The sequence below is a fragment of the Bradyrhizobium diversitatis genome (assembly GCF_016031635.1).
Lineage (GTDB): Bacteria > Pseudomonadota > Alphaproteobacteria > Rhizobiales > Xanthobacteraceae > Bradyrhizobium > Bradyrhizobium diversitatis.
Genome location: NZ_JACEGD010000034.1, coordinates 1 through 25744, shown reverse-complemented (window position 1 = coordinate 25744; position 25744 = coordinate 1). Strand labels below are relative to the sequence as shown.

Genomic DNA, 25744 nt, shown 5'->3' with positions numbered 1-25744 from the left:
GCGGCGGGACGCGGCGACAGGCCCGCTACAAGGCCAGCCCTTCGGCCTCGGCAAATTCCGTCAGCTTCTGCCGGATCGAGACGCTGCCAGCCGGCGCGTCCAGCAGTGGGCCAAGCGCCGCCTCGGCCTTCTTGGCGTCGAGGTCGAGCACCATCGCCTTGACCGGGCCGAGCGCAGTCGCCGAGAGCGACAGCGAGCGGTAGCCCAGCCCGATCAGCGCCAGCGCGCCGATCGGCTTCGACGCCATCTCGCCGCACAGAGAGAGCGATTTCTTCGCCGCGTGCGCCTTGCTTGCGATGTCGCGCAGCGCGCGCAGGATCGGCGCCGACATGGTGTCGAAGCGTTCGGACACCTTGGCATTGCCGCGATCGACCGCGAACAGGAATTGAAACAGATCGTTGGAGCCGACCGAGATGAAGTCGACCTTCTTCAGGAGCTCGTCGAGCTGGTACAGCAGCGCCGGCACCTCGACCATGGTGCCGATGTCGATTCTTTCAGGCAGCGTGTGGCCGTGCTGGCGCAGATATGTCAGCTCGCGCTCGACCAGCGCCTTGGCCGAATCGAACTCGGCGACCTCCGAGATCATCGGGAACATGATGCGCAGCGCGCGGCCGCCGCCGGCGCGCAGCAGCGCGCGGATCTGGCCGCGCAGCAGGCCGGGACGATCCAGCCCGAGCCGGATCGCGCGCCAGCCGAGCGCGGGATTTTCCTCGATCACGGCTTCCATATAGGGCAGCGCCTTGTCGCCGCCGATGTCGAGGGTGCGGAAGGTGACGGGCTTGCTGCCGGCGGCGTCCAGCACGGTGCGATAGAGCGCGAGCTGGTCGCTGGTGCGCGGCAGGCTCTGGCCGACCATGAATTGCAGCTCGGTGCGGAACAGGCCGATGCCGGCGCTGCCGGTGTCCTCGATATGCGGCAGGTCGATGGCGAGCCCTGCGTTGATCATCAGCTCGACCTTCTGGCCGTCCTTGGTGACGCAGGGCCGGTCGCGCAGCGCCAGATACTGGGCCTGGCGGCGGGCGCGGAAGCGCACGCGCTCGGCGAAGGCCGCCTCGATCTCCTGCGACGGCCGCACATAGATCGAGCCGGACGTGCCGTCGACGATGATGGCGTCGCCGGGATCGGCGATGCCGGGCGCGTTCGGTACTTCGCCGACCGCGGGAATGCCGAGCGCGCGCGCCACGATCGAGACGTGCGAATTGGCGGTGCCTTCCTCCAGCACGATGCCGCGCAGGCGCTTGCGGTCGTAGTCGAGCAGTGCCGCCGGGCCCATCGCGCGGGCGATGACGATGGCATTGTCGGGCAATTGTTCGCGCGAAGGCGCGTGATCCTGGCCGACCAGCTGCCGCATCAGGCGGTAGCCGAGGTCTTCGAGGTCGTGCAGGCGGTCGCGCAAGTATGGATCGGTCGAGCGCAGCATGCGCGCGCGGGTGTCGGATTGCACGCGTTCGACGGCGGCTTCCGCGGTGAGGCCGGTGGCGACCGCCTCGTGCAGCTTGTGCGACCAGCCCTGGTCGTTGGCGAACATGCGGTAGGCTTCCAGCACCTCGCGATGCTCGCCGCCGTCGGCGACGTCGCCGCGCTCCAGCATGCGGTCGAGGTCGGCGCGCAGCTTGGCGAGCGCGGTGTCCAGCCGCTTGATCTCCTTCGGCAGGTCCTCGGCGATGTAGTCCTTGATGACGACGCGGGGCTCGTGCAGCACGACATGGCCGAGCGCGATACCCTCGGACAGGATCGCGCCGGCCTTCTGCGCGGAATGGCGCGCCGCCGGCTCCTGGCCCGGCTGGGCCAGCGCGGACAGCTCGCCCGAGGCAATCAGCTCGGCCAGCACCATCGCGGTGGTCTGGAGTGCCTCGAGCTCCTCCTCGACATAGTTGCGCTTGGCGCGGTTCTGCACCACCAGCACGCCGAGCGTGTTGCCGGCGCGCAGGATCGGCACGCCGAGGAAGGAGTGGTAGATCTCTTCGCCGGTCTCGGGGCGGAACGAGAAGGCGGGGTGGCTCTGCGCATCGCTCAGATTGAGCGGCGTCGCCTCGCTGGCGACCAGGCCGACCAGGCCTTCATGGGCGCTGAGCACGGTATGGTGCACCGCCTCGCGGTTGAGACCTTCGGTGGCGTAGAGCTCGAGCGTGTTGTCGATGCGCAGCACATAGACCGAACACACCTCGGCCACCATGTTGGCGGCGATCAGCACCACGATCTTGTCCAGCCGCTCCTGGGCCGAGACCTGCTCCGCCATGGTTTCGCGGAGCCGTCTCAACAAGACGCGGGGACCTCCCGACGCGCTCCGCATGAACCGTCAATCTCCTCCGTCTGCCGGGCCCGGCGGTATCAGCCGGCGGCTGGCTCAAAATTCCAGAAAAACAACCAAATTGTTTGTCCGGCGCAGGCACAAGCCCAAAATCTACCTGAGATTTAGCGCTTGTACCGAATCAGCGCCGCCTGAACTGGGACACAGTCTGCGGCAGCCCACCCTGTTCGCCGTATAGCGAATTGAGGCTTGTTTTGCCAAGCAAAACGCCTGCCAAACGCGAAGGTGTGTACACCTTCCCGTTTGCTGCGACCGCTAAGAGAAAATTAGCCTAGGCATGGTCCGGAAAAGTGCGAGGCGGTTTTCCGGAAAGACCATGCTCTGACAACAATCTGAAGCGCAACGATGGTCGCGCTTCAGGCCTGATCGAGGCCGTAGAGCGTATGCAGGGTGCGCACCGCCAGCTCGGTATAGGCGGCATCGATCAGAACCGAGAATTTGATCTCGGAGGTTGTAATGGCCCGGATGTTGATGTTCCGCCCGGCGAGGGCCGAGAACGCCTGGGCGGCGACGCCGGCATGGCTGCGCATGCCGCTGCCGATCACCGAGATCTTGGCGACGTCGGTGGCGGTATCGAGCCGCGCATAGCCGATCTTGGCCTTGGCGGCGGTAATCGTATCCTTGGCGCGGGTATAGTCGGCGGCCGGCACCGTGAAGGTGAGGTCGGTGGTCTTGCCGTCCTCGGAAACATTCTGCACGATCATGTCGACGTTGATGTTGGCATCCGCCAGCGGGCCGAAGATCGAGGCCGCGACGCCGGGCTTGTCCTCGATCTGGCGCACCGAGATCTGGGCCTCGTCCTTCGAAAAGGCGATGCCGGTGACGACGTGGCTTTCCATGATCTCCTCCTCGCTGCAGATCAGCGTGCCGGGCGGCTGGTTGGCATGCGGGTCGATATCCTCGGGCTTGTCGAAGCTCGAGCGGACGAAGATCGGCATGTTGTGGACCATGCCGAGTTCCACCGAGCGGACCTGGAGCACCTTGGCGCCCTGCGAGGCCAGTTCCAGCATGTCTTCGAACGCGATCTTGTCGAGCCTCCTGGCCTTCGGCACGATTCGCGGGTCGGTGGTGTAGACGCCGTCGACGTCGGTGTAGATGTCGCAGCGGTCCGCCTTGACGGCGGCGGCGATCGCCACGGCCGAGGTGTCGGAGCCGCCACGGCCGAGCGTGGTGATGCGATTGGTCTCGGGGTTGATGCCCTGGAAGCCGGCGATGACCGCGACCTCCTTGCGCTCCCTAAAGCGCTTGATGATCTCGCTGCCGTCGATGTCCTCGATCCGGGCCGAGGCATGGGCGTCGCTGGTCTTGATCGGGATCTGCCAGCCCTGCCAGGAGCGGGCCTGGATGCCCATGCCCTGGAGCACGATGGCAAGAAGACCCGACGTCACCTGTTCGCCCGAGGCGACCACGGCGTCGTATTCGCGCGCGTCGTGCATCGGCGAGGCCTCGGTGCACCAGGCGACCAGCTCGTTGGTCTTGCCGGCCATCGCCGAGACGACCACGGCCACTTCATGGCCGGCATCGACCTCACGCTTCACATGGCGTGCGACGTTGCGGATACGTTCGATGTTGGCGACGGACGTGCCGCCGAATTTCATCACGAGGCGGCTCATGACGACGCGTGCATTCCTTCATAAGGATCAGTATGGTGACCCGCACTGGACGGGTGCCTCGCGGACACCGACGCGCGTATACATAGCGGCGGGGCCGGGGGCAAGCGGGTTCCTGCGGGGGCAGGGCGCGGGGGAAGTAGGTCAACCGAGATCATGGCGCGCTATATCGACGAGATCCTGCAACCGGGCGAGCGGGTGCTGTATTCGACCAATGCGCACTGGATCTTCCACTTTCCGGCCATCGTGGCCTGGATCGTGGCGCTGGCCCTGTTCGTGCTGTCCCGGCAGGCCACCGCCGACTGGCTCGTCCTGCTTTGCCTGGTCGCCTCGGGTCTCGTGGCTCTGGCGGCCTTGTATTGGACCATCAAGGGCTGGTTCCATCGCTTCACCACCGAGACCGACGTCACCAATCTCAGGGTCGTGCACAAGACCGGTTTCATCAAGCGCCGAACCTTCGAGATGGCGCTGGACAAGGTCGAGAGCGTCGACGTCGACCAGTCCATCCTTGGACGTATTCTCAACTACGGCGACGTGACGATTCGCGGCGTCGGCGAGGGCATCGAGACGATCAGGACGATCGCCTCGCCGCTCGCCTTCCGTAGTTCGATCACTACGCGGTAGGACCGCGCGCAACCATGAGCATGCAGCAAAATACTTCCCTTTCCGCCCAGTCGGGCTCGACCGTCGACGCCGCCGAGATCGCGAAATTCTCAAAACTCTCCGCGGAGTGGTGGGACCCCAAGGGCAAGATGGCGCCGCTGCACCGGATCAACCCGCTGCGGCTCGGCTATATCCGCGATGCCGCCTGCCGCAAGTTCGAGCGCAACGTGCGCAGCCTCAATTGCCTCGGGTCCCTGCGCGTGCTCGACATCGGCTGCGGCGCCGGCCTGCTGTGCGAGCCGTTGTCGCGGCTGGGCGCACAGGTCATCGGCATCGATCCTTCCCAGAGCAACATCGCGGCCGCAAAGCTCCACGCCGACAAGAGCCATCTTGCGATCGACTACCGCTGCACCACGGTGGAGGAGATCGACCCGCGCGAGCGCTTCGACATCGTGCTGGCGATGGAGGTGGTCGAGCACGTCGTCGATGTCGGCGTCTTCCTGAAGCGCTGCGCCGCGATGCTGAAGCCGAACGGCCTGATGGTGGTCTCGACGCTGAACCGCAACTGGAAGAGCTTCGCGCTCGCCATCGTCGGCGCCGAATACGTGCTGCGCTGGCTGCCGCGCGGCACCCACGAATGGAGCAAGTTCGTCACCCCCGACGAGCTCGCAAAACACCTGCTCGACACCCGCCTCGTCATCACGGAGCAGACCGGCGTGGTCTACAGCCCCTTCGCCGACAAATGGACCCTCTCGTCCGATATGGACGTGAATTACATGGTGGTTGCGGAAGCCATGGTGTGAGGGGGCATGAGCGAGATGCGAAGTCGTGCCTCTAGAATGGTGTCGTCCCTGCGAAAGCAGGGACCCATAACCACCGGCCCATCCAGTTAGCCCAGACAGGCGCCCCGAGCATGTACTACGTATACATCCTCGCCAGCCGCCATCACGGAACGCTCTACATCGGCGTCACCAACTCGCTCCAGAAACGCCTCGAAGAGCATCGCGCCGGCAAAGGCTCGGAGTTCGTCAAGCGCTATGGTGTGTATCGGTTAGTCTACACCGAGGCGTACGAGCGGGCAGAAGAAGCGATTGCCCGCGAAAAGCAGCTCAAACGCTGGAAGCGCGATTGGAAGATCGAGCTGATCGAGCGCGACAACCCGGAATGGCAGGACCTGAGCGATCTCCTGGTTTGACGCTGCCCAGCAAAGACTGTCGTCCCTGCGAACGCAGGGGACCCATACCGCGGAATCTATCGGCAGTGAGTGGTATGAGACGCGCGGGTTGGCGACCTCCGCAAAACTGCTCCCTGGGGTTATGGGTCCCTGCGTGCGCAGGGACGACACCGAATTTGTTGCGAGCGCATCGCACCCATGACACCCATGCGGTTGACCAGCGAATCTGTTCCCGTCACGCTGATCACCATTCCTCTCTGATTACCCACCCCGATGCTCACCATCGCCAGCCTCTGGATTCCCTTCACCATCATTGCCGCGCTCGGGCAGGTCGCGCGCAATGCGATGCAGCGGTCGTTGACGAAGCCGCTGGGGACCTGGGGCGCGACCAATATCCGCTTCCTGTTCGGCTTTCCATTCTCGGTGCTGTTCCTCGCCGTCGTGCTGCTCGCGACCGGCGATCATCTGAGCATGCCGCCGATCGTGTTCTGGGCCTGGCTGCTGTTAGGGGCGCTCAGCCAGATCGTCGCCACCGGCCTGATGCTGCTCGCGATGAACGACCGCTCCTTCGTGGTGACGACGGCTTACCTGAAGACCGAGGCGATACAGACCGCGATCTTCGGCTTCATCTTCCTCGGCGATCACCTCACCTGGCTCAAGGTGCTCGCGATCGCGATCGCCACCGTCGGCGTCGTCATCACCGCGCTGCGCCCCGGCGGCGAGAAGAGCTTTGCCGAACTGAAGCCGACCATCACCGGCCTCGTCGCCGCCGCGGCGTTCGCGCTGTCCGCGGTTGGTTTTCGCGGAGCGATCATCACGGTGCCCGACGTGTCGTTCGTGACGGCCTCCTCGTTCACGCTGGTGCTCGGCCTGTTCGTGCAGACGCTGGTGCTGACGATCTATCTGCTTCTACGCGCGCCAGACGTATTGCGGGGAATCCTCGGATTATGGCGGCCGTCGATGCTCGCCGGCTTCACGGGCGCCTTCGCCTCGCAATTCTGGTTCCTGGCGTTCGCGCTGACGGCGGCTGCCAATGTCCGCACACTCGCTTTGATCGAGGTGCTGTTCGCGCAGGCCGTGGCCTACTACTCGTTCAAGCAGCCGATCGCGCCGCGCGAGCTCGCAGGGATCGCGCTGATCGTGATCGGCGTGGCGGTGCTGGTGGCGGTGTAGCTGGGCGTCATTCCGGGGCGCTCGACGGGCGAACCCGGAATCTCGAGATCCCGGGTCCGGTCCTTCGGACCGTTCCGGGATGACGCGCTCCGCGCGTCAGTTCCGGTCTTCCGGGAGCGTCGGCAGCGGCGAGACCTCGATGCCTTCGTCGATCAGCGACTTCGCCTCTTCCGGCGAGGCCTCGCCGTAGATCGGACGGTGCTCCTTGTCGCCGTAGTGCATGGCGCGGGCTTCGTTCGGAAAACGCTCGCCGACATTGTCGGCGTTCTTGACGATGTGATCGCGCAGCTCCTTGAGCTTGGCGCGCAGCTCGCGCTCCTGCGCCATCAGCAGCGGGGTCGGTCCTGACGGTGCAGCATCGGGCGTCGTGGCCGTGGTAACTGGCTCCGGCGGCGGCACTGCGGGACCGCGGCCCTTCTTGCCGACGATGCGTGGCGCCATGATCGCCTTGTCGACCTTGGCCGAGCCGCAGATCGGGCAGGTCACGAGCTTCCGCTTCACCTGCGAATCATAGGCCGACGAGCTCTGGAACCAGCTCTCGAAGGCGTGGTCGCGGTCGCAGCGAAGGGCGTAGCGGATCATGCCGATCCCCGCACGAGATGCAAATGGTCCGGTCCCGCCTTGGGGTCGGAGACGCCGAAGCGGCGGCCATGCTGGAGCGACGGAATGGCCCGGCGGGCGGTCTCGACCTTGGCTGGGTCGATCCTGGCCATGATGATGCCGGGCTCGACATCGCCCTCGGCGAGGATCTCGCCCCAGGGATCGATGATCAGCGAGTGGCCGTAAGTCTCGCGCTTGTTCTCGTGCAGGCCGGCCTGGGCCGCGGCGAAGACGAAGCAGCCGGTCTCGATCGCGCGTGCGCGCAGCAGCACGTGCCAATGCGCTTCGCCGGTCTTGCGGGTGAAGGCCGACGGCACCGTGATGAAATACGCGCCGCTCTCGGCGAGCGCACGGTAGAGTGCCGGGAAGCGCACATCGTAGCAGATCGTCAAGCCCACGCGGCCCCAGGGCAGATCCGAGATCACGGCGGTCTCGCCCGGCTGGTAATTGGCGGATTCGCGATAGCTCTCGCCGTCCGGCAGCTCGATGTCGAACATGTGGATCTTGTCGTAGCTCGCGAGCACATCGCCCTCGGGCCCGATCAGGAAGGAGCGGTTGACCGCCTTCTCCGGCGAGAAGCGCAGCGCCAGCGAGCCGACATGGAGATGAATCTTCAATTCCGCCGCGAGGGCGCGATAGGCCTTCAGCGAAGCGTCGTCCTCTTCACTCTGCAGATGCTCGAACAATGCCTTGCGGTTCAGCTGCATCATGTTGCTGACTTCGGGCGTCTGCACGTAGTCGGCGCCGTTGGCCGCAGCCTGCCGGATCAGTTTCGTTGCCTGTTCGAGGCTCGGCTCGGGCATCAGGCCGGTGCGCATCTGCACCATGGCCGCGGTGAAGGTGCGATTCTCGCTCATGAGACCGCCTTGACGCTCTCGAGCATGCCGTCGAGCATGCCGTCGCGGTCGAGCGCATAGAGCTCGTCGCAGCCGCCGACATGGGTGCCGCCGATCCAGATTTGCGGGAAAGTCGAACCTTGGCCGGCGCGGCCGTACATTTCCTGGCGCCAGGACGGGTTCTTGGCGACGTCGAATTCGGTGAAGGTCGCCTTCTTGCGGGTCAGCAGCGACTTGGCGGCGGAACAATAGCCGCAGCCCGGCCGGGTGTAGATCTCGACAGCAGCAGTCATTTCGTCTGGCGCTCTCATGTCATGAATTCATTGAACTATATGGGACGGGGGCCGCTTTCGACAACCCGGGCGAAGACGAGCACGTCGACCTGGGCCGCTTTGGCGCGCAGCAGGACCCGCGCGCAGGCATCCAGCGTCGCCCCCGACGTCAGGACATCGTCGATCAGGACAATGCGGCGGCCCTGAACCTCGGCCTGACGGTCGGGAGATACCTGGAATGCGCCCTGCACATTGGTGGCGCGCTGGGACCGCGACAGGCCGATCTGCTGCTCGGTGGCGCGCACCCGGCGCAGCACCTCGCTCTGCACCTTGACGCCGCTCTGCCGCGCGATCACGCGCGCCAGCGCCCCGGACTGGTTGTAGCGGCGGCGCCAGGCTCGCCGCCAGTGCAGGGGCACCGGCACCAGCATGTCGGCGCCGGCGAGCAGCTCGCCGCCCGCGCGCGCCATCCAGCGGCCCATGGCAGGCGCCAGATCGGTGCGGTCCTGGTATTTCAGCGCATGCACCAGCGTGCGCGCGACGTCGTCGTAACGCACCGCCGCCCGCGCGCGCTGGTAGGCCGGTGGGCTCGCGATCGCCTCCATCGACAGCATGTCGGGGCCGGGGTCATACACAAAGGGGATGCCGAGCCGCGGGCAGTAGGGCCGTTCGATGAACGACAGCCGCGCCCAGCACGAAGCGCAAACGCCCTCGCCGTCGACCGGCTCGTGGCAGGATACGCACTGCGTCGGCAGCGCGATGTCGAGTGCGAGCCGTGCCGCGCGCGACAGCACGTGGCGGCCAGTCGTCCACGCGGCCCGCAGCGGTGCGGCGATCGAGGGGGTGGGGGCGGCGTTGGCTTCCATAAGGGAAGGCTAGCGCTCCGTTTGCGTGGGCTCAAGCGGCTATACCGGTCTCGTGCCCCGGACGCAGCGCACCGCGCAATGGTGCGCTGCTGAGCCGGGGCCCAGCGAGCCGCACGTGCAGATGCATGGGTCCCGGCTCTGCGCAGCAGCGCAAGAGCGCTGCAGCGCGTCCGGGACACGAGAGCGTTGCAAGAACCGTGGCGATCGGCGTAACCAGCGGCATGGCTCAGACCCCGCAAACCCCGCCCGCCTTGTTCGATCGCGCCTTGCTGAACGCGCGGCAGCGGCGCGCCCAGGCGCTGGGCGAGGTGACATTTTTGCTCGATCGCGTGGCCGAGGACATGTCCGACCGGCTGGCTGCGGTGATGCGCGAGTTTCACGCTCCGGCCGATCTCTGGACGCCCGGCGAGGGGCTCGCGGCGTTGGGCACGCGGCTTCCGGCAATCGCGCGGATTGCACCCGATGCGACGGGTGCGGAGACACTACCCTTCGCGCCGGAAAGCCTCGATCTCGTCGTCTCGGCGCTGGCATTGCAATTCGTCAACGACCTGCCGGGCGTGCTGGCGCAGGTCCGTCGCGCACTGAAGCCGGACGGATTGCTGCTTGCCGCGATGATCGGCGGCGACAGCCTGACCGAGCTGCGGCAGGCCTTTGCCGCGGCAGAAGCCGAATGCGAGGGCGGCGTGTCGCCGCGCGTGGCGCCATTCGCTGACCTCCGCGACATCGGCGCGCTGTTGCAGCGGGCCGGCTTCGCGCTCCCGGTGACCGACGTCGACCGTGTCGTGGTGCGCTACGGCAATGCGTTCGCCTTGATGCAGGATCTTCGCCGCATGGGCGCGGCCAATGTGCTGATCGAACGGCGCCGCACGCCGAGCCGCCGCGCGACGATGCTGCGGATGGCCGAAATCTATGCCGAGCGCTTTGCCGATGCCGACGGCCGCATCCGGGCGACGTTCGACGTCATCTGGCTGTCCGGCTGGGCCCCCCATGCGAGCCAGCAGCAGCCGTTGAAGCCGGGATCGGCCAAGGCGAGCCTCGCAGAGGCAGTGAAGAAGATGGGGGAACGCTGAGTCGTTCTCTCCGTCGTGGCCGAGATCGTCGTCCAAGAATTGGATGTCGTCCCGGACAAGCGTAGCCTGGCAACGCGCAGCGTTGTCCAGAGCGCAGCGCCGATCCGGGACCCATAACCACAGGAAGTCGTTTGGCGAGGATTCGGAGTGACTACTTCCTCTACGACATGGCTCCGTGGTTATGGATCCCGGATCTGCGCGCGCTTTGGGCGCGCTTGTCCGGGACGGCGAAGAGATTGAGGCAGTGGCGACTGCGACCTCACATCAGCAGATCGATCAGATGCGGGATCAGCGGAATGTCCGCCGGCGGCATCGGATAGTCGCGCAGCTTGTTGGCGCGGACCCAGGCGAGGTTCTGCCCTTCGCGCGCCGTCACCATCCCTTCCCAGCGCCGGCAGATGTAGAGCGGCATCAGGAGGTGAAAGGTCTCGTAGCCGTAGCTGGCGAAGGTCAGCGGCGCGAGGCATGGCTCGGCGACGGTGATGCCGAGCTCCTCATGGAGCTCGCGGATCAGGCTTTGCTCCGGCCGCTCGCCCGGCTCGAGCTTGCCGCCGGGAAATTCCCAAAGGCCGGCCAGCTGCTTGCCCTCGGGACGTTGCGCGATCAGGATGCGCTTGTCGGCATCGACCAGCGCGCAGGCCACGACGAGGGTGAGCTTCAGTTCGGCCATCCGATCAGGACCTGTAATCCCCGTTGATCGCGACGTATTCCTTGGTGAGGTCGCAGGTCAGCACGCGGTCGCGACCCTTGCCGAGGCCGAGCGAGACCTTGATCGCGATCTCCGGCGCCTTCATCGCTTCCGACACCTGCGCTTCGTCATAGTCAGGATCGCGCGCGCCGCTCTTGGCGACGCGGATGCCGTTGAACGAGATCGAGAGCTTGTCGCGATCGGCCGGCTCGCCGGCCTTGCCGACCGCCATCACCACGCGCCCCCAATTGGCGTCTTCGCCCGCGATCGCGGTCTTCACCAGCGGCGAGTTGGCGATCGACATCGCGATCTTGCGCGCCGAGGCCTTGGTCTTGGCGCCCTCGACCGTGATCTCGACCAGCTTGCGCGCGCCTTCGCCGTCGCGTGCCACCTGCTCGGCGAGGTTGGCAAGCACCTGGTTGAAGGCTTTGACGAAGGCCTTCAGGCGCGGATCGCTGGCGCGGCTGATCTTCGGTGCGCCCTGCCCGGCGGCGGCGCCGGTCGCAAAGGCCAGCAGCGTGTCCGACGTCGACGTGTCGCCATCGATCGTCACCGCATTGAAAGTGTCCTCCACGCCGCTCTTGAGCAGCGCCTGCAGCGCGGCCGGCGCGATCGGGGCGTCGGTGAAGATGAACGACAGCATCGTTGCCATGTCGGGGGCGATCATGCCGGCGCCCTTGGCCATGCCGTTGATGGTGACCCTGGCCTTGCCGAGCTTGACCGTCGCGGTCGCGACTTTCGGGAATGTGTCGGTGGTCATGATCGCCTTGGCCGCGGCGAGATAGTCGCGGGGCTCGGCGGTCTCGGCGAGGCGGCCGAGCACGCCGTCGAATTTGGTCGCATCCAGCGGCTCGCCGATCACGCCGGTCGAGGCCAGGAAGATCTCGCCCTCGCTGCACCCGACCGCCTTGGCGGCGATCTTCGCGGTCAGCGCGGTGGAGGCGCGGCCGGTCTTGCCGGTGAAGGCATTGGCATTGCCGGAATTGACCACGAGCGCGCGGGCCTTGCCGCCCTTCAGCTTGGCGCGGCACCATTCCACCGGGGCGGAGGGGCACTTCGACTTGGTGAAGACGCCGGCGACGGCGGTGCCCTTGTCCATCACCGCCAGCAGCACGTCGGTGCGGTTCTTGTAGCGGATGCCGGCTTCGGCCGTCGCAAGACGGATGCCCGCGATCACGGGCATGTCGGGAACGGCTTTGGGGGCGAGGGGAGAGACGGCAGAGGACATCGTGGGGCGCCTTGGTGGGTCTGGACATGCAGATGGCCGGGGGATGCCCGGCCATTGCGATGCTTAGATACTCTCGGCGTCAGCGAAGTGACAGCGAATTCTTACTTCTTCGCTGGCGGCGCCATCTTGCTGTCGGACGGCTTGGCAGGATCCGCCGGCTTGGCGTCCTTGGACGCATCCGCCGCCGGCTGGTCCAGCCGCTCGACCTTGGCTTCGGTGCGCAGTTTGGCGACATACTCGGCCTGAGCCTTGCGGGTCACGTACTGCTCGATCTGGGCCTTGACCTGCTCGAAATCGGGCGCCTTGCGGTTGCGCTTTTCCTCGACCTTGATGATGTGCCAGCCGAACTGCGACTTCACGGGGTCGGAGATCTTGCCGGGCTCAAGCGAGAACGCCACGGCCGAGAACTCCGGCACCATCTGCTCCTTGGTGAAGAAGCCGAGGTCGCCGCCATCGGCGGAGCCCGGGTCCTTGGACTTCTTCTTGGCGAGCTCGGCGAAATCGGCGCCCTTGTCGAGCTCGGCCTTGACCGCCTTGGCCTCGTCCTCGGTCTCGACCAGGATGTGGCGGGCGCGCACCTCCTGCTCGCCGGTGATCTGCTTGGCGGCTTCCTCGTAGACCTTCTTCATGGCGTCCGGCGTGGTGGCGGCCTTGCCTTCATTGGCGAGCAGGCTGTCCATCAGGAGCCGGTTGCGGGCGAATGCCAGGCGCTTCTTGAACTCCTCGCTGTCGGCGATCTTCTTGTCTTCGGCAGCCTTGCTGACGATCTTCATGTCGATGAGAAAGGACAGGACGTTCTCGTCCTTGGTCGCCGGGTCCATCTGGGCGAGGCTCGGCCCGAGTTCCTCCTCGGCCATGGCGACGTCGCTCTTCTTGATTTCCGCGCCATTGACCTTCGCCAGCACCGGATCGTCGGCGGCCCGGAGCGGGCCCGCGAACGCCAGGGACAGCGCCAAGCAGGCTGTCAAGCCGAGGCTGCCAGCCAGGGCCGACGCATGCCGGAAGCGCTGGCCGGTGGTTACCGGGAACGAGGTGGTCATGGAAAATCCTTATGTTGAAGCAGGGGGCTGCTCGAGCGGGGCGGACACTCGCCCAATTCAGGGGGGCTTGGCAACGCGAAAAGTCTGTCAAAATGATGAATTAGCCGCAATGCGCCCGCCGTTGACAAGGCCCTGACCGGGCCATATCTCTGCCCGGTCGCGACCATGGCGATGGCGTTTATTTTGCTGCGTTTTTGGCCGTTGAACCCAGACTTGCCCAATTCCCACCCATATGGCGGATGAACCCGCAGTCCGGGCTCTGATGCCGCGAGGCGTCACGGTGAGTTGATAGGCGGGCGGGTGACAACTTCTTGGCTGCAACGCGGTTGAATCGCGAACACAGGAACTAGGCATGATCGGCGCGCTCGCCCGCAAGTTTTTCGGCTCCGCCAACGACCGGCGGGTGAAGGGATATCAGTCCCGCGTCAACGCGATCAACGCGCTGGAGCCCGAGGTCTCGAAACTCTCGGACGAGGCGCTGAAAGCGCGCACCGCCGACTTCAAGAAGCAGCTCGCCGAAGGCAAGACGCTCGACGATCTCCTGGTACCGGCCTTCGCCACCGTGCGCGAGGCTGCCAAGCGCACGCTCGGCCAGCGTCATTTCGACGTCCAGCTGATCGGCGGCATGGTGCTGCACGAGGGCGACATCGCCGAGATGAAGACCGGCGAAGGCAAGACGCTGGTCGCGACGCTCGCGGTCTACCTCAATGCGCTCGCCGGCAAGGGCGTCCATGTCGTCACCGTCAACGACTACCTCGCCCGCCGCGACTCCGGCTGGATGGGCCAGATCTACGGCTTCCTCGGCATGACCACCGGCGTGATCGTGCACGGCCTCGACGATGCCGAGCGCAAGGCGGCCTATGCCTGCGACATCACCTACGGCACCAACAACGAATACGGCTTCGACTATCTGCGCGACAACATGAAGTACCGGCTCGAGGACATGGTCCAGCGCCCGCACTTCTTCGCCATCGTCGACGAGGTCGACTCCATCCTGATCGACGAGGCGCGCACGCCGTTGATCATCTCCGGTCCACTCGACGACCGCTCGGATTTCTACAACACCATCGACGGCTTCCTGCCCAGGCTCGACAAGACCGATTACGAGGTCGACGAGAAGCAGCGCACGGTGACGCTGACCGAAGCCGGCATGGAGAAGATCGAGACCCTGCTGCGCGACGCCGGCCAGCTCAAGGGCGAGTCGCTCTACGACGTCGAGAACGTCTCCGTCGTGCACCACATCAACCAGGCCCTGCGCGCCCACACGCTGTTCACGCGCGACAAGGACTACATCGTCCGCGACAACGAGGTCGTCATCATCGACGAGTTCACCGGGCGCATGATGCCGGGCCGCCGCTATTCGGAAGGCCTGCACCAGGCGCTGGAGGCCAAGGAGCACGTCCAGGTCCAGCCCGAGAACCAGACGCTGGCCTCGATCACCTTCCAGAACTACTTCCGCATGTACGAGAAGCTGGCGGGCATGACCGGCACGGCCGCGACCGAAGCGGACGAATTGTTCGACATCTACAAGCTCGAGGTCGTGGAGATCCCGACCAATCTGGCGGTTGCGCGCCTCGACGAGGACGACGAGGTCTATCGTACCCAGCAGGAGAAATACGCAGCCATTCTCGCCGAGATCGAGCGCGCCAATTCGCGGCTCCAGCCCGTGTTGGTCGGCACGGCGTCGATCGAGAAATCGGAGGTGCTTGCCGAGTTCCTGAAGAAGAACGGCTACAAGCAGATCGATTTCGGCAAGGAGGGCGCGCTCGACAAGCTCTACGCCGCGGCCCGCGCCGGCAAGCAGGCGAAGCTGTTCGCGGTGCTGAACGCGCGCTTCCACGAGCAAGAGGCCTATATCGTCGCGGAAGCCGGCGTGCCCGGCGCGATCACGATCGCCACCAACATGGCCGGCCGCGGCACCGACATCAAGCTCGGCGGCTCGCTGGAGATGCGCATCCAGCAGGAGACCGCTGCTATCACCGACGAGGCCGAGAAGACGAAGAAGATCGAGCAGATCAAGGCCGACATCGAGCGCTTCCGCGAAATCGTGCTCAAGGCCGAGGAGACCGTCGAGATCGAGCCGGCGAAGGGATCCAAGCCTGCCAAGACCGTGAAGAAGCCCGGCGGCCTCTACATCATCGGCTCCGAGCGCCACGAATCCCGCCGCATCGACAACCAGCTGCGCGGCCGTTCCGGCCGTCAGGGCGACCCCGGCCGCTCGAAATTCTTCCTGTCGCTCGAAGACGACTTGATGCGGATCTTCGGCTCGGACCGTCTCGACAGCATGCTCCAGCGTCTCGGCCTGCAAGAGGGCGAGGCCATCATCCATCCCTGGATCAACAAGGCCCTGGAGAAGGCGCAGCAGAAGGTCGAGGCGCGCAACTTCGACATCCGCAAGAACCTCCTCAAGTTCGACAACGTCCAGAACGACCAGCGCAAGGTGATCTTCGATCAGCGCGTCGAGCTGATGAAGGACGAGAGCGTCGCCGAGACCGTCACCGACATGCGTCACGCCTTCATCGACGACCTCGTCGCCAAGCACGTGCCCGAGCATGCCTATGCCGAGCAGTGGGACGTCGCGGGTCTGAAGGAGGAACTGAAGCGCGTGCTCGATCTCGACCTGCCGGTCGACGAATGGGCGAAGGAAGAAGGCATCGCCGACGAGGAGCTGCTGAACCGCATCGAGACCAAGGCCGACGAGCACATGGCGGCCAAGGTCGGGCAATGGGGTCCCGACGTGATGCGTTACGTCGAGAAGACCATCCTGCTCCAGACCCTCGACCATCTCTGGCGCGAGCACCTGATCATGCTCGATCACCTGCGCCAGGTCATTGGCCTGCGCGGCTACGGCCAGCGCGATCCGTTGCAGGAGTACAAGACCGAAGCCTTCAATCTCTTCCAGGAGATGAGCGCTCACTTGCGCGAGGCGGTCACGGCGCAGCTGATGCGGGTCGAGATCGTCCCGCCGGAGCAGGAAGCTCCTGTCCTGCCGCCGATGGAGGCGCACAAGTTCGACCCGAATACCGGCGAAGACGAAATGGCGCTTGCCAGCGTCACCCTCGGTGCCCCGGCCACGGATGCGTCGCTGCGCGATCCGAAGAACCCAGCCAGCTGGGGCAAGATCGGCCGCAACGAGGACTGCCCGTGCGGCTCAGGCAAGAAGTACAAGCACTGCCACGGCAGGTATGCTTAGCGGCTAACTTCGCGGCCGTGCGCGCGTAAGGCGCGATATTCGCGCCTCATCCTCCGCTGTCGTCGCCCGGCTCGACCGGGCGACCCAGTACGCCGCGGCTCCTCGGCTCAATCACATCCGTCTCTGGAATACTGGATCGGCCGATTAAATCGGGCGATGACGGTTGAGCATGTGGCGCTCAGCTCTCACCACGCCGTCGTCCCTGCGGAACGCAGGGACCCATACCGCGGAATCCATCGGTGGCGCGCGGTGGTCGTACCGCGCGAGAAAGCGCAACTGCTGGTCCAATCTTTGAAACGACCGGCCTGTGGCTATGGATCCCGGATCTGCGCTCCGCTTCGCTGCGCTTGTCCGGGACGACAAGCGTTGAGAACTCGCCAAGCTAACGTTTCAATTCACGCGCAGATCAATTCGAGCTGTCGATCAGGCTCTCCAGCAGCCGCTTGAGCTCGCTCGTCGACTTGCCGCCGTAGCTCTCCAGGATGTGCTCCTCCTGGTCCACCGCGAGCGAGTTGAGCTTCCTGCACAGCACCTTGCCGCGGTCGGAGATGAACATCAGGACCTTGCGGCGGTCGTTCGGGTCCTGCACGCGATAGACCAGCGTGTCGGAGACCATGCGGTCGATCATCTTGGTCAATGTCGGATGGTTGAGCAGCACCGCATCCGCAAGCTCGCCCATCGAGTGGCCGTTGCCATCCGACAGCACTTTCAGGATGCGCCATTGCTCGACGGGAACGCCTTCCTTGCTCAACCGCAGTTCGAGCTGCCGGTTGATTTCCCGGTTGGCTTGCGCGAGCAGGTAGGCGAGGTGTTCGGTGATCGGGGAGTTTTCTTTCGGCGGTTTTGCCACGGCTAAGACTTCGTCTTGACCCAGATGAGTGAATGTCTTGCAATCAATGCTGCATCTATATGCACTTCAATTCTTGAACATTCAATATTTTCAAAATAGGATCATTGCCCAACAAAAGGGCGGAAGCCGCGGCCGCCTGATCAATGTGCTTTCAGGTCTGGTCCCAGACAGGAGTTGGCGTGCGCGCGACGGTGAACTTCCCGGCTCACGGCGGACCGGCGTTGCCGCCGTCCCTGCTGTTCAGGAATTTGTCGTCATCGGTGGCGGATTTCGACCTGTCCCCGGTCGATGCACATTTCATGAAGCGGCGCGGCGCCCGCAACAAGCTGCGCATCGGCAACTTCCTCACCTTCACCGGCTCGCCGGGGATCTGGGGCCCGAGTTCCACCAACAGCGCGATGCTGGCGGTCGCCGAGATCAACAAGCGCGGCGGCATTCTGGGCCGCGAGCTGGAGCTGTCGATCTACGATTCCGGCGGCCCGATCGACGAGGTGGTTCGTCGCGCCGAGCAGGCGATCGCCTTCGACGAGGTCGATCTGATCATGGGCTCGCATATCAGTGCCGTCCGCGTCGCGCTGCGCAAGGTCACCGGCGACCGCATCCCCTATATCTACACCCCGGTCTATGAAGGCGGCGAGCGCACGCCGGGGGTCATGGCGATCGGCGAGACGCCGCGCTGGCAGAGCCGGCCCTCGATCCATTGGCTCGCGGAGGTCAAGAAGGCGGCGCGCTGGTACCTGATCGGCAGCGACTACGTCTGGCCCTGGCAATCGCATCGCGCGGTGAAGCGCTACATCAAGGAAGCGGGCGGCCAGGTTGTCGGCGAGGAGTTCGTTCCGGTCGGCGAGGACAATCACGAGCCGCATCTGGCGCGCATCCGCGCCGCCAGGCCGGACGTGGTGCTGATCTCCCTGATCGGCACCGACAGCATCACCTTCAACCGCGCCTTCGCCGAAGCGGGCCTTGCCACCTCGACGTTGCGGCTCGGGGGCGCGATGGACGAGACCGTGCTGCTCGGCATCGGCGCCGACAATACCGAGAATCTGTTCTGCGCCTCCGGCTATTTCAACTGCATGGCGTCACGCGCCAACGACGAGTTCCTCAGCAAATACGAAGCCATGTTCGGCGCCAATGCGCCGCCGGTCGGTTCCGTCGGCCAGTCGAATTATGAAGGGTTGCGCTTCCTGGAGTCCGTGGCCAACCGCGCCGGCTCGCTGGCGTTTCGTCCGCTGCTGAAGGCCGCGCGCAACACCGTCTACTCGGCCGGCCGCGGTCCCGTGACTCTTCGCGACGGCCGCGCCGAGATGCCGATGTACTTCGCTGAAGCCGACGGTCTCGACTTCAGGATCATCAAGACGTTCTGAATGCGGCCGCCGATACGTCGCAGCCGTCGCGTGAAATAATACTTGAAAAGGAAAATATTTCCGTCTGTAATATCGCCGCGAAGCCAGATTGGCCCGCGCCGTGCAGGCGCGGGCGGAAGGCTTCCGTTCAACGCCAGGAAACAAGAAGCCTTCAAGGAGAGCGCCGTGACAGTTGTCCTTCCCACGCCCGACCAACTTCGCAGCGTCGCCGAGCAGTGCGGCCTTTCGCTGACCGACGACGACGTCGCCTCGTTCCGCGGCCTGATGCAGGGCTCGATCGAGGCCTACAATCTCGTTGCCGCGATGCCGGACGAGGTGCCGGAGGTGAAGTACCCGCGGACGCCCGGCTACCGGCCCTCGGCCGAGGAGAACCCGCGCAACGCCTGGTATCGCAAGTCGACCGTGAAAGGTGCCGCCAGCGGCAAGCTGAAGGGCAAGACCATTGCGCTGAAGGACAACATCATGCTGGCCGGCGTTCCCATGACCAACGGGTCGTCGACGCTGGAAGGCTATGTGCCCGATTTCGACGCCACCATCGTCACGCGCATGCTGGACGCCGGCGCGGAGATCAAGGGCAAGGTGCATTGCGAGCACTTCTGCCTGTCCGGCGGCAGCCACACCGGCTCCTACGGACCGGTGCACAATCCGCACAAGATGGGCTACTCGGCCGGCGGCTCGTCGTCGGGCTCGGGCGTCGTGGTCGCGCTCGGCGAGGTCGATATGGCGATCGGGGGCGATCAGGGGGGCTCGATCCGCATGCCGTCCTCGTTCTGCGGCATCTACGGCATGAAGCCCACCTGGGGCCTCGTGCCCTATACCGGGATCATGCCGATCGAGATCTATGTCGACCATACCGGCCCGATGACCGCGACGGTCGCCGACAATGCGCTGCTGCTCGAAGTGCTCGCCGGCGACGACGGCTACGATCCTCGCATCAAGGCTCCGAAGGTCGAGGAATACACCAAGGCGCTCGGCCAGGGCGTCAAGGGCATGAAGATCGGCATCGTCAAGGAAGGATTCGATCAGCCGGGCGCCGAGGCTGCGGTGAATGAAAGCGTGCGCGAGGCGGCAAAGCGCTTCAAGGATCTCGGGGCCAGCGTCGAGACGGTGTCGATCCCGATGCACCTCCTGGGCGGCGCGATCTGGACCCCGATCGGCACCGAAGGCCTGACCCAGACCATGATGTTCGGCGACGGCTACGGCCTCAGCCGCGGCGACCTCTATTCGACTTCGCTGATGGATTTCCATCGCGGCTGGCGCCGGCAGGCCGATTCGCTGTCGGAGACCACGAAGCTGTTCATGATGCTCGGCACCTACATCAACAACAATTTCGGTCCACGCTTCTACGGCAAGGCACTCAACATCTCGCGCCGCCTGACCGCGGCCTACGACAAGGCGTTTGGGGATTACGATCTCCTGCTGATGCCGACCACGCCGATGAAGGCGACCAAGCTGCCGGAGCCCAATGCCAGCCGCGAGGAGTACGTCGCCCGCGCGCTCGAGATGATCTCCAACACTGCGCCGTTCGACATCACGCATCATCCCGCGATGTCGCTGCCTTGCGGCATGGTCGATGGCCTGCCGGCCGGCCTGATGCTGGTCGGCCGCATGTTCGAGGAGACGACCATCTACCGCGCCGCCCATGCCTTCGAGCAGATCGGCGACTGGAAGAAGATGTGAACGAGGTGTTGATGCGGGTGGGCGGAACGCCAGGGCGTTTTCGCGCGAACTGGACCCCGGTTCGCGTCAGGAAAATGCGTCAAATCTGGATTCTAGAGGCCCGTTCCGATTTCATCGGAACGGGAAAGGCTCCGGCGCATGGCTAATGCGTTCGTCGCGACGTTCGAGATCCTGAGCTTCGGGGCGATCATCGTTCTGATCGTGCTGGGGCTCGGGATCATCGCCAGCATGATGGGCATCTTCAACTTCGCGCAAGGCGAGTTCGTCCTGCTCGGCGCCTACATCACTTATCTCGCCTATGCCAGGGGCCTGCCGATCTGGGCCGGCATGGTCGCGGCGCCCTTCGTCGTCGGCGCGCTCGGCTTCGTGCTGGAAGCGCTGATCATCCGCCGCTTCTACGCCGCTCCGATCGTCGCCATGCTCGGCACCTATGCGCTCGGCCTGATCATCCGCGAATCCGTGCGCGGGCTGATCGGCGGCTTCTATCTCACCGTGCCGGAGCCGATCGGCGGTTCGATCGACATCGGCTCCGTCCACATCTCGGCCTGGCGGTTCACCATCATCGTCATCACGCTGCTGGTGATGGCCGGCTGCTACCTGCTGCTCTCGCGCACCAGCTTCGGTTTGCGCATGCGCGCCACGCTGGAGAACCCCTCGCTGGCGCGCGCCTCCGGCATTTCCACGCCCTTGATGTACGGCGCCACCTTCGCGTTCGGCTCCGCGCTCGCCGGGCTTGCCGGCGCGCTGATCGTGCCGGTGTTCAGCCTCTACGCCGATCTCGGGCTGCGCTTCCTGATCCAGGGCTTTGTCGCGGTCATGGTCGGCGGCGTCGGCTCCTTCATCGGTCCGGTCGCCGGCGCCGGCGTCATCGGCACCCTCAGCGCCGCCCTGCCCTGGGTGATGGCGCCCGTCGTCGCCGATGTCCTCGTCTTCGTGCTCGCCATTGTCTTCATCAAATTCCGCCCGCAGGGCCTCATCGCTGGAAAAGGGGTTTAATCACATGCTCGATCGTACTCGGCTCACGCGACGTCGTTTCCTCTCCAATTTCGCCTTTGCGTCCGGCGCGGTCGCAACCGGTGTCGGCAGCTGGGTGATCGCGGCGCCCTGGGCCAATGCGGCCGAGGGCCCGATCAAGGTCGGCATCGCCACCGACCTCACCGGCCCCATCGCCTATGCCGGCAACGCCGACGCCAACGTCGCGAAAATGGTGATCAAGGAGATCAACGCGGCCGGCGGCCTGCTCGGCCGTCCGCTCGAGCTCTACATCGAGGACACCGCGTCCAACGAATCCGTCGCCGTCGGCAACGTGCGAAAGCTGATCCAGCGCGACAAGGTCGACATGGTGCTCGGCGGCATCACCTCGTCGATGCGCAACGCGATCAAGGATCCGATCGTCGCCCGCGGCAAGACGCTCTACATCTATCCGCAGCTCTACGAAGGCAAGGAGTGCACGCCCTACCTGTTCTGCACCGGCCCGACGCCGGCGCAGCAGTGCGACGAGTTCATCCCCTGGCTGATCAAGAACGGCGGCAAGAAGTTCGCGCTGCCCAGCGCCAACTATGTCTGGCCGCACACGCTCAACGTCTACGCCCGCAAGGTGATCGAATCGAACGGCGGCGAGGTCGTGTTCGAGGAATACTACCCGCTCGACCAGGTCGACTTCTCCTCGACCGTTAACCGCATCATCTCCAACAAGGTCGACGTCGTCTTCAACACCGTCATCCCGCCGGGCGTCGGTCCGTTCTTCAAGCAGCTCTATGAAGCGGGCTTCCTCAAGAGCGGCGGGCGGCTCGCCTGCGTCTACTATGACGAGAACACGCTCAACATCAACCAGGCCGCGGAGATCGAGGGCCTCGCCAGCTGCCTCGACTATTTCAAGGTGCTGACCAAGGAAAACCCGTTCGACGCCAAGATCCAGGCCGCCTACGAGAAGGATTTCCCCGGCAACTTCCTGTTCGCCGCCGGCAGTGCCGCCACCGGCACCTATCGCGGCCTCAAGCTGTGGGAAGCTGCGGTCAAGGAAGCCGGCAAGATCGATCGCGAATCGGTCGCCGCCGCGCTCGACCACGCCAAGATCGCCGAAGGTCCGGGCGGGCCCGCCGAGATGGTGCCCGGCAAGCGGCACTGCAAGATGAAGATGTACACCGCGGTCGCCAAGGGCGGGAACTACGAGATCGTCGCCCGCAGCAACGGCCTCGTCGATCCCAAGGAATGCTGACGGCAAATGCGGGTCATCGTCAGTTTGGCTTGCATCTGCACCAGCCGAGAGGCTCTCTCTTCACCTCTCCCCGTTGGGGAGAGGTGACACACGACAAGGCGGACTGATCCCACGATGTCGAATGCGAAATGCTGAAGTCCATGGGTGCGGCTAAACAGGCTGTCCACGCCAACGTTGGCAGCGAAACGGACGTTCCGGTGGCCAAGAGCACATCGTCAGGGCGAAAAATCCTGCCGATCGTGGAGGGCGTCGTGCTGGTCGCAGCGCTGCTCGCGCCGCTGGTGCTGCAGGACTACCTCACGGTGTTCGCGACGCGGGTGATCATCCTGGCGCTGTTCGCGCTGTCGTTCGACCTGGTCTGGGGCTATGCCGGCATCATGAGCTTCGGCCAGGCCTTGTTCTTCGGCTCGGCCGGCTACGGCGTCGCGCTGCTCGCGCGCGACCTCGACATCACCAACATCCTCCTGGTGCTGCCGGCGGGGACCATCATCGGACTTACCTCCGCGCTCCTGCTCGGCGGCTTCCTGCTGCTGGGACGGCATCCCTCCAGCGTGATCTTCGTGTCGCTGGGCACGCTCACCGGTTCCTATGCCGCCGATCGCCTGGCTCGCGGCTGGTACTATCTCGGCGGCCAGAACGGCATTCCCTCGATCGCGCCGATGTCGCTTGGCGGCTACGAGTTCACGGAAGGTCCGGCCTTCTACTATCTCGTGCTCGGCATCCTCGTCGTGGTCTATCTGCTCTGCCGCTTCCTGGTGCGTTCGCAGTTCGGCCTGGCGCTGGCCGGCCTGCGCGAGAACGAGCAGCGCATCGCCTTCTTCGGCTACAAGGCGCAGCACCTGAAAGCCATCATCTTCACCATTGGCGGCGCCATTGCGGGCCTGGCCGGCAGCCTCTACGCCTTCCACGAGGGCTTCGTCTGGCCCAACATGGTCGGCGTCGTGGTCTCGACCCAGGTCGTGCTCTACGTGCTGTTCGGCGGCTCCGGCACGCTGATCGGTGCCGTCATCGGCACCGTCATCGTCGAGGGCGTCAGTTTCTGGCTGTCGGACAATTATCGTGACGTCTGGCCGATCATCCTGGGTCTTTTGCTGCTGCTCGTGATCCTGTTCCGGCCGCTCGGCCTGATCAGCTTCGTGCTCGGCGAGCGCGAGCGGGTCGGCAGCTTCGGTGCGAAACCAAAGGAGAAGCGCAATGCCGCTCCTTGAGGCCGCCGGCATCAAGAAGGTCTTCGGCAAGCTCACCGCGCTCGACGGCGCGGCGCTCACCGTCGGCGAGAACGAGTTCCACGGCCTGATCGGCCCGAACGGCTCCGGCAAGAGCACGCTGATGAAGTGCATCGCCGGCGCCGAGGTGCCGACCCAGGGCAAGGTGAGCTTCGTCAACACCGACATCACCGCGTTCACGCCGACCGAGCGGGCGCGGGCCGGCATGAGCCTGAAATTCCAGATCACCAGCGTGCTGCCGACGCTGACGCTCTACGACAACATCCTGCTCGCGCTGCAGGCGCAGTGCTCGCTGCTCGACCTCGTGTTCTCGCGCACGCGCGGGCTCCTGCACGACCAGGTCATGACCATGCTGACGCAGTTCCGCCTCGCCGACCGCGCTTTCGATGCCGCCGCCGCGCTGTCGCACGGCCAGCAGCAATGGCTGGAGATTGCGATGGCGCTCGCCGGCAAGCCGAAGCTGTTGCTGCTCGACGAGCCCACCGGCGGCATGAGCCTGGAGGAGCGCCGCGTCACCGGCGAATTGCTGCAGCCGATCAAGCAGCATTGCTCGCTCGTCATCGTCGAGCACGACCTCGATTTCATCCGCGACATCTGCGATCGCCTCACCGTGCTCGACCAGGGCAAGGTGCTGGCGTCAGGCACGGTGTCCGAGATCCAGGCCAACAAGGCCGTCCAGGAGATCTATCTGCGCCGTGCCTGAATTTTTGGACATCAAGCATCTCGACGCCGGCTACGGCCGCAGCCAGGTCCTGTTCGACGTCAGCCTCGGCATTCCCTGGCGCGGCGGCGTCGCCGTGCTCGGCCGCAACGGCGCCGGCAAGACCACGCTGATGAAGATCATCGTCGGCGAGCTGCCGGCGTGGAACGGCGAGATCGGCTTCGACGGCCGCGACATCAGCCGCCGCGCCACCCAGGAGCGCGTCCGCGCCGGCATCGGCTACGTGCCGCAGGAGCATTCGGTGTTCGCGCGCCTGTCGGTGCGCGACAATCTCGCGGTCGGCTCGCTCGCGAGCAAGAAGGCCGACGCGGTCGATCACGTGCTGACCATCTTCCCAAAACTCGGCCAGCGGCTCGACCAGCCCGCCGGCACCCTCTCCGGCGGCGAGCGCAAGATGCTCGCCATCGGCCGCGCCATGCTCGGCGACCCGAAGCTGCTGCTGCTGGACGAGCCGACCGAGGGCGTCTGGATCGGGGTGATCGAGGAGATCACCGAACGCCTGATCGAGCTTGCGAAGGAGATCGCCGTCATCATCGTCGAGCAACACCTCGACCTCGCTTTGCGCGTCGCCGATTACGCCTACGTCCTCGACCGTGGCAGGGTCGCACTGCAAGGCGAGGCGGGCGAGGTCAGGGACAATCCGGAGCTGGTGCGGTATCTGGCGCCGTAGGATCACGCTGCTCGCCTGTGGATGAGGCGCGACACCGTCACCTGCGATTAACTGGTCGTCCGTTAAGAAGCCGAATTGAGCGGGGCCGGACAGGCGCGCGTGCGCCAGAGCTGGATCAGGAACAGGCACAAGAGTTCTCTGATCCAGGCGAGGATGCGGCGGAAGTTGTGGCCGACGGCTGAGAGGATGACGTTGGCCGCATCGCCGGCGCGGCCTTTGAGGTAGCAGCGGCCGAGGTGGCCATCGGTCTTCAGGTGTCCGATGATGGGTTCGATGGCGGAACGGCGGCGCAGCTCGCGCTTGATGACACCGAAGACGCCGCGCTTCTGGCCAGAGATGAAGATTCGGCGG

Annotated in this window: 24 protein-coding genes; 13 read left to right on the top strand and 11 right to left on the bottom strand. The window is 65.2% G+C overall.

What is annotated here, in order from left to right:
- Window positions 1–25: 25 nt before the first annotated feature.
- Window positions 26–2293, bottom strand: a complete 2268-nt coding sequence (gene ptsP / locus H1B27_RS30555) for a phosphoenolpyruvate--protein phosphotransferase (protein WP_197968595.1) — start codon at window positions 2291–2293, stop codon at window positions 26–28.
- A 374-nt stretch (window positions 2294–2667) separates the two neighbouring features.
- On the bottom strand, window positions 2668–3924 hold the full coding sequence (locus H1B27_RS30550; RefSeq protein WP_061882658.1) for an aspartate kinase: 1257 nt from the start codon (window positions 3922–3924) through the stop codon (window positions 2668–2670).
- A 153-nt stretch (window positions 3925–4077) separates the two neighbouring features.
- Here H1B27_RS30550 and H1B27_RS30545 point away from each other — a divergent pair, with 153 nt between their 5' ends.
- The 4 genes from H1B27_RS30545 to H1B27_RS30530 all read left to right on the top strand — a co-directional run bounded on the left by H1B27_RS30545 (window position 4078) and on the right by H1B27_RS30530 (window position 6871).
- A complete protein-coding gene (locus tag H1B27_RS30545) occupies window positions 4078–4545 on the top strand; it encodes a PH domain-containing protein (RefSeq protein WP_061882657.1) in 468 nt (155 codons plus the stop codon).
- A 14-nt stretch (window positions 4546–4559) separates the two neighbouring features.
- Entirely contained in the window at window positions 4560–5327 is a 768-nt protein-coding gene (gene ubiG / locus H1B27_RS30540; protein ID WP_197968594.1) for a bifunctional 2-polyprenyl-6-hydroxyphenol methylase/3-demethylubiquinol 3-O-methyltransferase UbiG, read from the top strand.
- Between the two features lie 110 nt (window positions 5328–5437).
- Window positions 5438–5719 (top strand): GIY-YIG nuclease family protein, encoded by a 282-nt coding sequence (locus H1B27_RS30535; RefSeq protein ID WP_197968593.1) that lies wholly within the window; start codon window positions 5438–5440, stop codon window positions 5717–5719.
- Window positions 5720–5971: 252 nt separating this feature from the next.
- Window positions 5972–6871 carry an EamA family transporter gene (locus H1B27_RS30530; RefSeq protein WP_061882655.1) on the top strand — a complete coding sequence of 300 codons (900 nt, stop codon included), beginning with the start codon at window positions 5972–5974 and terminating at the stop codon, window positions 6869–6871.
- Window positions 6872–6967: 96 nt separating this feature from the next.
- Here the strand turns inward: H1B27_RS30530 and H1B27_RS30525 are convergent, their stop codons facing one another.
- Genes H1B27_RS30525 through H1B27_RS30510 form a run of 4 tightly spaced genes read right to left on the bottom strand, consistent with a single transcriptional unit; the run spans window position 6968 to window position 9445 of the window.
- Window positions 6968–7453, bottom strand: coding sequence for a DUF1178 family protein (locus tag H1B27_RS30525; RefSeq protein WP_061882654.1), 486 nt, complete (start codon window positions 7451–7453; stop codon window positions 6968–6970).
- Window positions 7450–8328: a carbon-nitrogen hydrolase family protein gene (locus H1B27_RS30520; protein ID WP_061882653.1), complete on the bottom strand. Its 879-nt coding sequence runs from the start codon at window positions 8326–8328 to the stop codon at window positions 7450–7452. The genes H1B27_RS30525 and H1B27_RS30520 overlap by 4 nt, the downstream gene beginning before the upstream one ends.
- Window positions 8325–8600: a glutaredoxin 3 gene (gene grxC / locus H1B27_RS30515; protein WP_197968592.1), complete on the bottom strand. Its 276-nt coding sequence runs from the start codon at window positions 8598–8600 to the stop codon at window positions 8325–8327. Before grxC ends, H1B27_RS30520 begins: the two co-directional genes overlap by 4 nt.
- A 35-nt stretch (window positions 8601–8635) precedes the next feature.
- Window positions 8636–9445: a ComF family protein gene (locus tag H1B27_RS30510; protein WP_061882651.1), complete on the bottom strand. Its 810-nt coding sequence runs from the start codon at window positions 9443–9445 to the stop codon at window positions 8636–8638.
- A 221-nt stretch (window positions 9446–9666) separates the two neighbouring features.
- Between H1B27_RS30510 and H1B27_RS30505 the strand changes: the two genes are divergently transcribed.
- A complete protein-coding gene (locus H1B27_RS30505) occupies window positions 9667–10515 on the top strand; it encodes a methyltransferase domain-containing protein (protein ID WP_061882650.1) in 849 nt (282 codons plus the stop codon).
- A gap of 259 nt (window positions 10516–10774) precedes the next feature.
- Here the strand turns inward: H1B27_RS30505 and H1B27_RS30500 are convergent, their stop codons facing one another.
- From H1B27_RS30500 to H1B27_RS30490, 3 genes are all read right to left on the bottom strand, one after another.
- Window positions 10775–11185 carry a (deoxy)nucleoside triphosphate pyrophosphohydrolase gene (locus H1B27_RS30500; RefSeq protein ID WP_061882649.1) on the bottom strand — a complete coding sequence of 137 codons (411 nt, stop codon included), beginning with the start codon at window positions 11183–11185 and terminating at the stop codon, window positions 10775–10777.
- Between the two features lie 4 nt (window positions 11186–11189).
- A complete protein-coding gene (gene argJ / locus H1B27_RS30495) occupies window positions 11190–12431 on the bottom strand; it encodes a bifunctional glutamate N-acetyltransferase/amino-acid acetyltransferase ArgJ (protein ID WP_197968591.1) in 1242 nt (413 codons plus the stop codon).
- A 101-nt stretch (window positions 12432–12532) separates the two neighbouring features.
- A complete protein-coding gene (locus H1B27_RS30490; RefSeq protein ID WP_061882647.1) occupies window positions 12533–13471 on the bottom strand; it encodes a peptidylprolyl isomerase in 939 nt (312 codons plus the stop codon).
- A 352-nt stretch (window positions 13472–13823) separates the two neighbouring features.
- Between H1B27_RS30490 and secA the strand changes: the two genes are divergently transcribed.
- Entirely contained in the window at window positions 13824–16664 is a 2841-nt protein-coding gene (gene secA / locus H1B27_RS30485; RefSeq protein WP_197968590.1) for a preprotein translocase subunit SecA, read from the top strand.
- Window positions 16665–17070: 406 nt separating this feature from the next.
- Here secA and H1B27_RS30480 read toward each other — a convergent pair whose 3' ends face one another.
- Window positions 17071–17514 carry a MarR family winged helix-turn-helix transcriptional regulator gene (locus tag H1B27_RS30480; RefSeq protein WP_061882645.1) on the bottom strand — a complete coding sequence of 148 codons (444 nt, stop codon included), beginning with the start codon at window positions 17512–17514 and terminating at the stop codon, window positions 17071–17073.
- A 179-nt stretch (window positions 17515–17693) separates the two neighbouring features.
- On the opposite strand from H1B27_RS30480, the gene H1B27_RS30475 reads away from it, so the two are divergent.
- The 7 genes from H1B27_RS30475 (at window position 17694) to H1B27_RS30445 (ending at window position 25393) form a co-directional block, all read left to right on the top strand.
- A complete protein-coding gene (locus H1B27_RS30475; RefSeq protein WP_197968589.1) occupies window positions 17694–18878 on the top strand; it encodes a substrate-binding domain-containing protein in 1185 nt (394 codons plus the stop codon).
- 165 nt (window positions 18879–19043) lie between these two features.
- Window positions 19044–20558: an amidase gene (locus H1B27_RS30470; protein WP_197968588.1), complete on the top strand. Its 1515-nt coding sequence runs from the start codon at window positions 19044–19046 to the stop codon at window positions 20556–20558.
- A gap of 138 nt (window positions 20559–20696) precedes the next feature.
- Window positions 20697–21554 (top strand): branched-chain amino acid ABC transporter permease, encoded by an 858-nt coding sequence (locus tag H1B27_RS30465; protein ID WP_061882643.1) that lies wholly within the window; start codon window positions 20697–20699, stop codon window positions 21552–21554.
- A 4-nt stretch (window positions 21555–21558) separates the two neighbouring features.
- Window positions 21559–22776, top strand: coding sequence for a substrate-binding protein (locus H1B27_RS30460; RefSeq protein WP_197968587.1), 1218 nt, complete (start codon window positions 21559–21561; stop codon window positions 22774–22776).
- Window positions 22777–22904: 128 nt separating this feature from the next.
- The gene (locus H1B27_RS30455) at window positions 22905–23984 is read left to right on the top strand and encodes a branched-chain amino acid ABC transporter permease (protein WP_197968586.1); all 1080 of its coding nucleotides are present in this window, start codon (window positions 22905–22907) and stop codon (window positions 23982–23984) included.
- Window positions 23971–24705 carry an ABC transporter ATP-binding protein gene (locus tag H1B27_RS30450; RefSeq protein WP_028177470.1) on the top strand — a complete coding sequence of 245 codons (735 nt, stop codon included), beginning with the start codon at window positions 23971–23973 and terminating at the stop codon, window positions 24703–24705. The genes H1B27_RS30455 and H1B27_RS30450 overlap by 14 nt, the downstream gene beginning before the upstream one ends.
- Window positions 24698–25393, top strand: coding sequence for a branched-chain amino acid ABC transporter ATP-binding protein (locus H1B27_RS30445; protein WP_197968585.1), 696 nt, complete (start codon window positions 24698–24700; stop codon window positions 25391–25393). Before H1B27_RS30450 ends, H1B27_RS30445 begins: the two co-directional genes overlap by 8 nt.
- 62 nt (window positions 25394–25455) lie before the next feature.
- Here H1B27_RS30445 and H1B27_RS30440 read toward each other — a convergent pair.
- Window positions 25456–25744: transposase (locus H1B27_RS30440; RefSeq protein WP_197967352.1), on the bottom strand; the 289-nt coding region annotated here is incomplete at its 5' end.